Here is a 10834-nt window from a genome sequence, read left to right as displayed (position 1 = left end):
GGGCTCTGCCCGGCTGATGCGGTACAGGTGTTTCAGCCGGGCAGAGCCCGGCTCTACGGGGCGGTGGCGTCCAGGATCTGTTGGATCTTCTGTTCGAGCGCCGCGCGATCCTGGTCCGTGGGCGCCAGGGCGAACATCAGCGCTTCGACCGATTCACCCTCACAGCGGCCCATCGACAGGCAGAAGTCGGTGGCCGCAGTACTGTCGGGGCCACAGTCGTAGCCCACACGGCAGGCGGCCAAGGCCCAAGCGGTGCCTGCGTTCTTGCCCGTCACCAGCGATGCATAAGGCTCTCTCACGTTGCTGGCGAAGCGCTCGCCGAGTGTGTTGCCCAGGCTGTACATCGCGGCCGGGTCGCCTGAAGCGACCAGGTCGTCCATGAACTGCGTGACCGTCGCGGTGTCAAGCGGCAGGGGCTGCCTTGAAAGAGCCACAGCGCGGGAAGCCAGATCGCCATTTTCAGCCGCCTGCGCGTACCAGCCGTGGATGAGTTGAATCGGGATGACGGCACCACCGTCTACGGCATCGCACCGCTGCAGGCGCAGACGCACGACGCGGTCCATCTCTGCGGCCTGATCGGGGTTCACCTTCTGCATGTACTGGTAGGTGCTGATGAAGTTTGCGCGCTGGAGGTTGGGCAGGAAGCAGGATTCGTAGGTTTGTGCGAGCAGGCGCTGGGAGACGGCGTCGCCGTCTTTGGCGCGTTGCTTGAGGGCTTCGAAGGCGGCTACTGCGTCTACGTTGGTGGATGTTGCTGGTGTGGCGGATGACGTGCGGCCTTGGGAGCCGGTTGCGGATTGGGTGTCGTTCGCGAGTGAGCGGGCCGTTGCGGTGGGTGTGGGGTGTTCGGGTTTGGCTGGTGCGGTGAAATGTCGCCATGCGAAGGCGACCGCAAGGGCGAGCAGCGCCGTGAAGATGATGAACAGCTTGGCGAGTGTGCGCATGGCCTCAAATCCTTCTGGGGTGCGTTGCCACGCCATGCGTGACTGAAGCGTTACAGGTATACCACCAACGTAGAGCGGGGCTCTGCCCCGCTGAGGCGTTACCGGTGTTTCAGCCGGGCAAGCCCGGCTCTACGGGGCGGTGGCGTCCAGGATCTGTTGGATCTTCTGTTCGAGCGCCGCGCGATCCTGGTCCGCGAGTACCATGGCGAACATCAGCGCTTCCACCGATTCCCCCTGACAGCGGCCGATCGACAGGCAGAAGTCGGTGGCAGCGATGCTGTCGGGGCCGCAGTCATAGCCCATGCGGCAGGCGGCCAACACCCAGGCGGTTCCTGCGATCTGGCCCGTCACCAACGATGCATAAGGCCCTCTCACGTTGCTGACGAAGCGCTCGCCCAATGTGTTGCCCAGGCTGTACATCGCGGCCGGATCGCCTGAATCGACCAGGTCGTCCATGAACTGCGTAACCGTCGCGGTTTCCAGCGGCATAGGCTGCCTTGCATAAGTCACAGCGCGGGAAGCCAGGTCGCCATTGGCCGCCGCGTGCGCGTACCAGCCGTTGATGAGTTGCATCGGGATGATGGCCCCACCGTCCACGGCATCGCACTGCTGCAGGCGCAGACGCAATACGCGGTCCAGTTCTGCAGCCTGGTCGGGGTTCACCTTCTGCAGGTACTGGATGCTGCTGATGAAGTGTGCGCGCTGGACGTTGGGCAGGTAGCAGGCTTCGTAGGTTTGTGCGAGCAAGCGCTGGGAGACGGCGTCGCCGGCTTTGGCGCGTTGCTTGAGGGCTTCGAAGGCGGCTAATGCGTCTACGTTGGTGGATGTAGCTGGCGTGGCGGATGGGGTGCGGTATTGAGGGCCGGTTGTGGATGGGCTGTCGTTCGCGAGTGAGAGGGCCGCTGCGGTGGGTGGGGCGTGTTCTGGTTTGGCTGGTGCGGTGAAGTGCCGCCATGCGAAGGCGACCTCCGGGGCGAGCAACGCCGTGAAGATGATGAAGAGTCTGGCGAGTGTGCGCATGGCCTCAAATCCTTCTGGGGTGTATTGCCACGCCATGGGTGGCTGAAGCGTTACAGGTATACCACCAACGTAGAGCGGGGCTCTGCCCCGCTGAGGCGTTACCGGCGTTTCAGCCGGGCAGAGCCCGGCTCTACGGGGCTATCGGTGCTTCAGCCGGGCAGAGCCCGGCTCTACATCCCTCACCCTAGCGTGTCACAACGTCCCCTGCAGAAGCTTGAGCAGCGCCTGCGTCCGCGGCTCAAGCTGATTGCGCTCGGCTTCTGTCATTCCCCCGCTTCTCAGCACCTGCTCGTAATCACCGTAAGCGCATGCACCTTCCTGCAAGCACAAGTTGCTGTACATCATGCTTTGCGGGCTGCAGTCGTAGCCCATGCGGCAGGCCGCCAGTCGCCACACGCGGTCGGCGGACCTGTCTTCTACCAGGAATGATCGGTCCTTGCCGATATTGCGGGTGAGTGGACCTCCCGTTTTCTCGCCATACGCGTAGATTGCCGCCGGATCCTGTGAGGCGATTACGTCCTCGAGAAGCTGGTTCGCTTCGTCGGCATCCAATGGCGGACCGACGCTGTATTCCGCGGCAAGATCACGGATGCGCGCGGCGAGGTCACCCTTATCTGCGGCCTTCGCGTACCACTCGCGGATCAGCTGCCACGTTGGAAATCCGCCTTCGTCCACCACACTGCAGTCGTCCACTCTGGCATGGGCCAGCGCGAGGCTCAGTTCGTCCGTGTTCTCTGCTGAAAGAAATGGCGTGGTCGCATGGCGTTCCAGGAAGTCTGCGGGGTCGGCCTTGGCAGTCCTGCAGGCGTCGTACACGTCGGCGAGCAATCGTTGTGACTTCACGTCTCCGAGTTCAGCACGTTCTTTCAGTACGGGGAACTGGCGAATCAGCTTGGTGGAATGTGGGTCCGTGGTTGCGGCTGCTGAGTTCGCGCTGCGTGGAGGGGGAAGCGGTGCTGGGTTTGGCGCTTGCAACTCGGCCGGGGCGGCGGCGGATAACGGCGTTGGGGAGAGGTGCTTCCAAGCCAGCCCTGTCGCCAGGAGCAGGCCTACTGCAAGCACCAGGAGAGTAGGTTTTGCCAGCATGGGTCCAGGTCCTTATGGGGTGTAGAGCCGGGCTCTGCCCGGCTGAAGCGTTACAGGTATACCAGCAACGCCGACCGCTGATAACGGTGATCAGCACGGTAAGGCATGAACACGACGCGGAGGAGCGCCTCTGCGTTCGGTGGTCATGCGTTACCGGGCGTTGGGCATTTCACGGCGGTCGCCTGTCGGCCGACCCTACCGTTGGGCTATCGGTGGTTCAGCCGGGCAAGCCCGGCTCTACGGGGCTATCGGTGGTTCAGCCGGGCAGAGGGTTGCGCTTGCGGAATTGTGCGGCCTTATGGCGGTTGCCGCATTGGGCCATGCTGCACCAGCGGCGCTTGTGCGACTTGGTGCGGTCGTAGAACCACAGGATGCAGTCGGGGTGTTCGCATTGCCTGACCAGCGCAAAGTCGCCTTCCACTAGCAGTTGGGCGGCGGCTTCGGCCACGGGGCCGAGCAGCGATGACGTGGCGTCACCGCGCGCAGTGCGCGTCAGGGTCAGCGCACCGGTTTCGTCATGGCGCAGCTGCGGGGACGTCAGGTACGCCTGCAGGTACGCGTTGAGGCCGTCGATGCTTACTGCCCCGCCCGCCTTGCGCGCGGAGATGGCTTCCCTCACCGCCGCCCGCAGTTCGCGGCCACGCTCAAGCAGACCCGAGGGGGCCGCTTGGCTCGCCGGCCCCTGGGCCACGCCCTGGCGCAGCAGCCAGCGGCGGACATCCTCATCCGTCGTCCAATGGTCGACGACCTGGCCTTGGCTGCGGGCCTCGGTGTTGAGCAGGTCCAGCGCCAGATGGTCGCCCACCTGGGGAGCCTCTGTGATCGTGTCCTGTAGTGAGGGAGTGCCCACAAAGTAACCCCTAAACGAACTGTTGACAGGTTACCACAGTTCGGGCAGAGTTCGGCCACATAACCTCTAAATGCACACTTAGATGGTTATTCCGCCCCCCCCCCTTCCTCCGCGAGCTTCCCCATGAACCTCAAGAGCCTCCTCCTCGCCGCCGCCACGCTGGGCACCGCATTCTCCGCCTCCGCCGAGCCGTCGGCGCAGGTCCACTACCGCACCGCAGACATCCAAGGGGTGAGCGTCTTCTATCGCGAGGCCGGCCCGGCGGACGCCCCTGCGGTCCTGCTGCTCCACGGCTTCGGCGCGTCGTCCTACATGTTCCGGGACCTGATCCCGGTCCTGGCGCAGCGCTATCGAGTGATCGCGCCCGACCTGCCGGGCTTTGGGCAGACCACGGTCAAGCCGGGCATCGCCTTCGACTACACGTTCGACAACGTGGCCTCGGTCATCGACGCCTTCACGGTCGAAAAGGGCCTGGATCGTTACGCGATCTACGTGTTCGATTACGGCGCGCCCGTCGGTTGGCGCCTGGCCGTGGCGAATCCCCAAAAGATCACCGCCATCGTGAGCCAGAACGGCAACGCCTACGAAGAAGGCCTGAGCGCGGGTTGGGCAGACATGCGCAAGGCGTGGGCGGACCCGACCGCCGAGAACCGCGAAGCGCTGCGCCGCTTCAACACGCCGGACATGATCAAGTGGCAATACACCGAAGGTGTCCGTGATACGTCGTTGATCGCGCCGGAAAGCTATCAGCTGGCGTCCGCCGCGATCGAGCGCATCGGTGTCGAGCCGCAGATGGACCTGCTGCTGGATTACGGCAGCAACGTTCGCCAATACCCGCAACTGCATGCGTTCTTCCGCCAGTACCAGCCGCCGACGCTGGCCATCTGGGGCAAGAACGATCCCTTCTTCATCCCTGCCGGTGCGGAAGCCTACAAGCGCGACAATCCGAAGGCCGAAGTGCGCTTCCTCGATACCGGGCACTTCGCCATCGAGACCCACGGCGACGAGATCGCGACGCGCATGCTGGAGTTCCTGGATCGCAACGTGAAGTAAGAGAGGGCGGCTGGCCGGTAGGGTCGCACGACAGTCGACCGCCGATAACGGTGATCGGCACGGTAAGGCATGACCCAAAAACGGAGGAACGCCTCTACGTTCGACGGTCATGCGTTACCGGGCGTTAAAAATTCCACGGCGGTCGTCTATCGACCGACCCTACGCAGGGCTTCCAACACCGCCTCAGGGTCCTCACACGACACCATCAGATCATGCTTCCCCGTCGTAGGAATAAGCACCCGACCCTTCGGCCCGCCAGTAGCCGCAAAAACAGACTTCCCACGCGAACTAGTAAACCACCCAAGCTGCAGCCCAGGCAGCCGCAACGAGCTCTTAGACCACCGCAACCTGGGGTGCGCACCATCCGGCAACACCACCGCCTCCTCAGGCTTGATCTGACTCATCTCCACCCGGGTCCGGTACAGAAGCGCGCCCACCTCAACCGACTGCGCGCTGATCTTCAACCGGCAGCGATACATCGTTGCCGCCAAGTACGGGACGTAAATGGCAATCGCCGGCACGCCGATCAGCGCACCACCTTTGTAGCTGCAGAAAGCCATGAACCCCAGAAATCCCAGCCCAAAGCTGATCGATCGGGTGTTGGCCAACGGAACACGAGCATCCAGCATTTCATCTCCCTGTGGCGACGCGCCGTGGGCGTCGCGATCCATGCCTCTCACGGCACTCTAATGGAATACTCCACAAACGCCGCATTGGAACGGCCAGGATCTCGTAGACAACTCAGAGCCATGATCAATGGTAAAGAGAGAGGTGTCTATGGCGAGCAAGTGGCTGATGATCTCCTGCTTGATTTCGAGAAGGGCAGCCGATGAAAGGAGACGCGCGATGAAGTGGAGCCTTGGTAAGGTGATGGTTGCTTCGATTGCGGTGCTTGCTGCGCTGTATGTCGGCTCCTGCACCTACATCTCGGAGTCCGGGCAGAGGAACTTCAAGAATGTCCGGGCGGGCGATTCTGTTGATGACGTATTGCTCACGATGGGTGAGCCATCGCACGTCCAGGAGCGGGGCGCGAAAGCACCCGGTGGCTATGAGGAATCCAAGTGCGAAGCCTCCTGCGCGAAGAGACTCTGGTACCTGAATCGGTCCTCTTTGACGGGTGAAGCATGGTCGTTTGAGATCAACGAACAAGGTGACGTCGTTGGAACCGCCTACTGGATGTCGCCTTAACGCTACGACTGCACCAGTATTAGCGATTAACGTCTCGGAGATCGGGTCGGTCCATTCGCCGGGCCAGACCTGGCCGGTAGGGTCGCACGACAGTCGACCGCCGATAACGGTGATCGGCCCGGTAAGGCATGACCCATAAACGGAGAAGCGTCTCCCCGTTCGATGGTCATACGTTACCGGGCGTTGATCATTCCACGGCGGTCGCCTGTCGGCCGACCCTACCGGTGAGCATCCGGACGTTTCAGCCGGGCAGAGCCCGGCTCTACAGGTCACTTCAGCTCCTTGAAGAACCCCACAAACACCTCATCTTTCACCCACTGCTGCCGCAGCCGCAATCCAAACATCACCCGCTCCGCCTCCTGCGCCCGCGCAAACCGCTCCGCATCGCCACTGCATCGCGCGGCATCCAGCTCCTGCTGCGCCTCGGCCAGGAACCGCCCTACCCGGTCCTCCAGCGCCCACAGGGCCATCTCGATGCGAGACAGGCGCGAGGGCGGCGCAAGCGCTACTCCGTGGAGCGCCAGCTGCAGGCGCTCCACGTGGTCGGGGTAGTTCTGCAGCTGCTCGCGCAGCTGCGCGGGTAACGGCGGTAGCGGCCTGCGCGGGCGGGTGACCGCGGGCGGCACGCGGCGCAGGCGCTTGATCACCATTCGATCGCCTTGTCGTCGCCACCGATGAGCCACGCCAGGTCGCTGCCCACGTCCGCCGGGCGGATGCGCGCGGCCGGGTGCGGGGTGGTGCCTTCGGCCATCTCCAGGTCGAAGCGCACCTGCAGGTTCATCCAGAACCACGGCGAGGTGTCGAAGTAGCGGCCCAGGCGTATGGCGGTGTCGGCGGTGATGGCGCTCTCGCCGCGCAGAATCATCGCGATGCGGGTGTGCGACACCTGCAGCGCGCAGGCCAGGGCACGGCCGGAGAGCCGCAGCGGCTCCAGGAAGTCTTCGGCCAGGATGATGCCCGGGTGCAGCGGTGGCACTTCCTCACTGCGCAGCATGGCGGCGGCCCTCCCGGCGGGAGTGGTTGGCATTGCGCCAGCCGTACTGGCGCTGCACCAGCGCCTCCAGATCCAGCGAGGCCGGCACCCTGCGCCGCCGGGGCGCGGGACCTGGCAAGCGCTTGAGCAGGGCGATGGCGCGGCGACGCAGCCACAGCCGTACTTCGTACATGCGGCGCAGGTCCGGGCAGCAGTAGGAATAGTGCGAGTTATCTAGATACCAGCGCAGCAGGCCGCGCAGTGCACGCACGGCAACTGGCTTGGCACGCTCGCGCACCGAGCGGAATTTGGCACGCAGGTGCCCTGCCCGCGCCAAGCGCGGGAGAAGAACAACACTCATGAATTTCTCCAAATCAGGCGATACCGGGCCACCGTTCACACGATGACCAAAAGTCCCGTAGTGCCACGCCCTGCGTGGCAACCACGAACGAACCCACCATTCAATTACTCAAGGCCAAACCGACAACCAGCCCACCCCTCCCGCCGAGCCCGTTGAACCTCATCCTCCTCACCAAACGCAGGCTCCACCGGCGGCATCTCCTTACGCACCTGGTTGGCCGCGCGATCCACCGCGTCGCTCCAACAGGTGAGGTCCACCGCATGCGGGTCGAACTCAAGCTCCACGAAGCGCTCCATGAACAAGCGCAACGCCTCCGCCGGGTAGTAATGCGCCCGCGTGGCCGCGCCCTTGAAGCGGCAGCGCAGGTCGTCTTCCACCTTGAACCGCATGTACGCCCGCTTCTTCATGCTCATGGCGTAAACCCCTTCGGCGCGGGGTGGTGGGCGTAGCCCTCCACCGTGATGTAGTGCACCTCGCGCACGAGCTTGGTGGGCATGTGCAGGGTGCGGAAGCCCGGCGGGTAGATGGGGGGTGATGACCAGCTTCTCACCGGTCCACTCGAGCTCGAGCGTGGTGCCCTTGCCGAGACCGATGTAGCGCAGCCAGCGGCCGCGGGTGAGGAAGAACGGGACGTAGTCGTCGTCTTCGTTATTGCTGGTGGGTGGGGGCTTACGGTGCTCGTTGCCGCCGGGGGGAGTGGCGGCTTGAGGGAGCTCGGGTGGAGCTTCGGGTTCCACTTCGGGGGCGGGATCGTTCGCCGCCTGATCCAAGTCGGGGCTGGGTGCTTCGGGCCAGATCTTTTGCATGATGGACAGCCTCATGGAGTAGGCCCCCCTCGCCGGAGGTGGCGAGGGGTGGTCGGGAGGTTGGAACCGTCAAGCGAGAAACGGCGTGGCGCATTTCCCCCGAGGAGAGGGTGTTGTATTAACCACCCTCCCGACCTCGGGCCTACATCCATCATTGTTCTCGCTTGGGAGTTTCCACGCTCCGTCCGTGTACCTTGGCGGATTCCAATTTGGAAAAGTACCTCAGCAAAATCATTGACTTAGGGTGATATTTCGGAAACGACAAGTGGCTGTCGCAAATGCCCGGTTCTGACGCAGGATTTGAGACGCAATCCACAGATCATGCACCTCCCCCGTAGGACTCGGACGAAAACATGCAGATTGATTCGGAGTGGCTGGCCGCGTTTGACGAGGCGCTTTTGGCACTTTTTGCGATAGACCACGCGGATGCGGGGCTGGATCGGGAAGAATTGGGGTGGTACTGCGACCTGCCGGCCGGGGAAGCGGCGGTGGCGTTTGGGGAGGACTTTGATCTTTGTCGGCGGGATCGGGTTTGGCCGGTGCTTGGCCTGGCTTTGCAGAGCTAACCGTATCCAGCGACGTTCAATTCTCGAGTTGCGGCCGATTGCGACACCATGGTTAGATTGCTCAAGTTGAGATGCCGCAAGGGCTTAGCATGGGAATCAAGGACGACGTGCTTGAAGTTCTCCGATTACAGAAGGACTACAGCCCAAGCGTGACCGAGTCCATGGCGAGACGAGGCTCGATCATTCGGCAGGCCCTACCGCGCGGTCTCAGCCGCATCGCTGAAGAGCTCCGCATTGGTGCTGGAATCAGGCCTGGAGAATTCCTGCTGGAAGGCAGCGACGGGCAGGGCCGCCGCTCGCTCGTGCCATGGGTGCGTTTCAGTTCACGCGTGCGCTCACCCTCGGCGACTAAGGGGTGGTACGTGGTCCTGCTCTTCAGGGAAGACGGATCTGGAGCCTATCTCGGGCTTGCCCATGCTTCTAACGAGTCCGCTTCCGGTGGATTCGTTTCTAGGTCGGCCGCTGAGGCCACGAGACTCGTGAAGTGGGCGAGAGACCTGATTGGCAGTGATATCCGAGGGGATGGCCGCCTATCGGAGGAAATCGAGCTTGGGCAGGGGAAGCTCGGCCGGTCCTACGAGAGCACAACCGCGACCAGCTACTTCTACCCTGTCGATGACATCCCCTCTGATGAACAGATCGCAGATGATCTGCGCTTCATGGCCGTGCTTCTAGGGAAGGTCTATTCGGCTGACGATGCTCAGATACGTACGCGGGAAACCTCGCTGGACGTGATTTCTGTCATTGAAGCGGTAGAGGAGACCACTACTGGCCGTGCTCGCGCCGGACAGGGATTTGGCTTATCACCAGCCGAGCGACGAGCAGTGGAGCTAAGGGCTATGGCCGCTGCAATTGATTACTTTGCGGGTCAAGGCTACTCCGTCGAAGATACTAGCGCTACAAAGTCATATGACCTCATGGTCAAGCTGGGCCCAGCCACGCTCTATATAGAGGTCAAGGGAACAACCTGCTCACTTGGCGACATTGTCCTGACTCGCAATGAAGTGGACCATCATTTACAGCAGTACCCCAACAACGGGCTCTTTGTGCTTTCCGAAGTACAGTTGATCCGGGATTCGACCCAAGCAACAGCGGTTGGTGGCGTACCGTTTGTATCGACACCATGGCAAGTAGAGATAGATCGATTACAACCAATTGCCTTCAGATATAGACTTTCCTGATACAACCTCCGCTCCACTTCCTTCAGCCGTGGAGCGGAGGTCCAGATTGCCTCTTCGCCCTGCTTCGGAGATCACATCTCTTCACGTTTACGAGAAGCTATGGGGCCGCATATTGTGCTTCCACTCTTTGAAGGGGAAGACATAGTAGTGAAAGCGATCCGCCCCAACCGGTTTGATCGCCGCGCGGTGTCGGACGATTACATAGACCTGTTTGGCGTCATCGAGCTCGGCAGTGAAGCCGATGACCTCGTTGATGCCCGTCAGCACACGGTCGCCAGTCGCCGCCCCACTGCGAGAGAAGAGAACCCCTCGGTCGACCCAGTCAGCGACCTCAGTTGCATCGCGGTAGTGCTCTGCCCGTTCATCCCACGCCAACTGGAAGCGCTCAAAGCGCGACTCCTTGGCTTTAGCCAAGAGCTTGCTGTCCACCTCTTCATCATCGAGGTCGGGGCGATCCAACTGTGCCCGGAGATACACGCGGATCGCCTCCCGTGCGATCTCGCTCTTCGTCGTCTTGCTGCGACGCGCATAGTCGTCCAGCAGATCGGTCGTGTCACTGTCCAGCCGTATCGTTAACATGCTTAAGCCTATGATTTTGCGGTAATTAGCCAATTGTCAGCGAGGCTACTCAAGCGACAAATACCCATGTATTGCGCCGTACTACACCCGCCTTACGTCAGATCCTACGCGCCGCTCTGGATTTCGTCAATGGCGAGGTTTTGGATCTCAAATCACAGGTAGAGGCCAACTGAACTTGGGGGGGGGCGGCGGCGCGGCGGCGGGGCGGGGGGGGGGGGGGGGGGGGG

General features: G+C 62.4%; 14 protein-coding genes. 4 read left to right on the top strand and 10 right to left on the bottom strand.

Annotation, left to right across the window (positions count from 1 at the left end):
* Positions 1–53: 53 nt before the first annotated feature.
* From QMX83_RS17055 to QMX83_RS17040, 4 genes are all read right to left on the bottom strand, one after another.
* Positions 54–944: a hypothetical protein gene (locus QMX83_RS17055; RefSeq protein ID WP_282297832.1), complete on the bottom strand. Its 891-nt coding sequence runs from the start codon at positions 942–944 to the stop codon at positions 54–56.
* Between the two features lie 129 nt (positions 945–1073).
* Positions 1074–1964, bottom strand: a complete 891-nt coding sequence (locus QMX83_RS17050; RefSeq protein ID WP_282297831.1) for a hypothetical protein — start codon at positions 1962–1964, stop codon at positions 1074–1076.
* A gap of 192 nt (positions 1965–2156) precedes the next feature.
* The gene (locus tag QMX83_RS17045) at positions 2157–3050 is read right to left on the bottom strand and encodes a hypothetical protein (RefSeq protein ID WP_282297830.1); all 894 of its coding nucleotides are present in this window, start codon (positions 3048–3050) and stop codon (positions 2157–2159) included.
* 256 nt (positions 3051–3306) lie between these two features.
* Positions 3307–3855: an ABATE domain-containing protein gene (locus QMX83_RS17040; protein ID WP_282297829.1), complete on the bottom strand. Its 549-nt coding sequence runs from the start codon at positions 3853–3855 to the stop codon at positions 3307–3309.
* Positions 3856–4023: 168 nt separating this feature from the next.
* Between QMX83_RS17040 and QMX83_RS17035 the strand changes: the two genes are divergently transcribed.
* Entirely contained in the window at positions 4024–4953 is a 930-nt protein-coding gene (locus QMX83_RS17035) for an alpha/beta hydrolase (RefSeq protein ID WP_282297828.1), read from the top strand.
* A 146-nt stretch (positions 4954–5099) separates the two neighbouring features.
* Here QMX83_RS17035 and QMX83_RS17030 read toward each other — a convergent pair whose 3' ends face one another.
* The gene (locus tag QMX83_RS17030; protein WP_282297827.1) at positions 5100–5624 is read right to left on the bottom strand and encodes a hypothetical protein; all 525 of its coding nucleotides are present in this window, start codon (positions 5622–5624) and stop codon (positions 5100–5102) included.
* A gap of 175 nt (positions 5625–5799) precedes the next feature.
* On the opposite strand from QMX83_RS17030, the gene QMX83_RS17025 reads away from it, so the two are divergent.
* Entirely contained in the window at positions 5800–6141 is a 342-nt protein-coding gene (locus QMX83_RS17025; protein WP_282297826.1) for a hypothetical protein, read from the top strand.
* 269 nt (positions 6142–6410) lie between these two features.
* Here the strand turns inward: QMX83_RS17025 and QMX83_RS17020 are convergent, their stop codons facing one another.
* From QMX83_RS17020 to QMX83_RS17005, 4 genes are all read right to left on the bottom strand, one after another.
* Complete coding sequence (locus QMX83_RS17020) at positions 6411–6791, bottom strand: hypothetical protein (protein WP_282297825.1); 381 nt, start codon at positions 6789–6791, stop codon at positions 6411–6413.
* Positions 6785–7135 carry a HigA family addiction module antitoxin gene (locus QMX83_RS17015; RefSeq protein WP_282297824.1) on the bottom strand — a complete coding sequence of 117 codons (351 nt, stop codon included), beginning with the start codon at positions 7133–7135 and terminating at the stop codon, positions 6785–6787. The genes QMX83_RS17020 and QMX83_RS17015 overlap by 7 nt, the downstream gene beginning before the upstream one ends.
* On the bottom strand, positions 7122–7475 hold the full coding sequence (locus tag QMX83_RS17010; protein WP_282297823.1) for a hypothetical protein: 354 nt from the start codon (positions 7473–7475) through the stop codon (positions 7122–7124). Before QMX83_RS17010 ends, QMX83_RS17015 begins: the two co-directional genes overlap by 14 nt.
* Before the next feature lie 104 nt (positions 7476–7579).
* Positions 7580–8296, bottom strand: a complete 717-nt coding sequence (locus QMX83_RS17005) for a hypothetical protein (RefSeq protein ID WP_282297822.1) — start codon at positions 8294–8296, stop codon at positions 7580–7582.
* Positions 8297–8634: 338 nt separating this feature from the next.
* Between QMX83_RS17005 and QMX83_RS17000 the strand changes: the two genes are divergently transcribed.
* Positions 8635–8847, top strand: a complete 213-nt coding sequence (locus QMX83_RS17000; protein ID WP_282297821.1) for a hypothetical protein — start codon at positions 8635–8637, stop codon at positions 8845–8847.
* Between the two features lie 89 nt (positions 8848–8936).
* Positions 8937–10028, top strand: a complete 1092-nt coding sequence (locus tag QMX83_RS16995; protein ID WP_282297820.1) for a DUF3578 domain-containing protein — start codon at positions 8937–8939, stop codon at positions 10026–10028.
* A gap of 87 nt (positions 10029–10115) precedes the next feature.
* On the opposite strand, the gene QMX83_RS16990 is transcribed toward QMX83_RS16995, so the two are convergent.
* A complete protein-coding gene (locus QMX83_RS16990; RefSeq protein ID WP_282297819.1) occupies positions 10116–10607 on the bottom strand; it encodes a ribbon-helix-helix protein, CopG family in 492 nt (163 codons plus the stop codon).
* Positions 10608–10834 lie beyond the last annotated feature (227 nt).

Origin of the sequence: Stenotrophomonas sp. PS02289 (assembly GCF_029960115.1) — a bacterium.
In the GTDB taxonomy this organism is placed as follows: Bacteria; Pseudomonadota; Gammaproteobacteria; order Xanthomonadales; family Xanthomonadaceae; genus Stenotrophomonas.
This window is presented reverse-complemented; position numbering and strand designations above follow the sequence as displayed.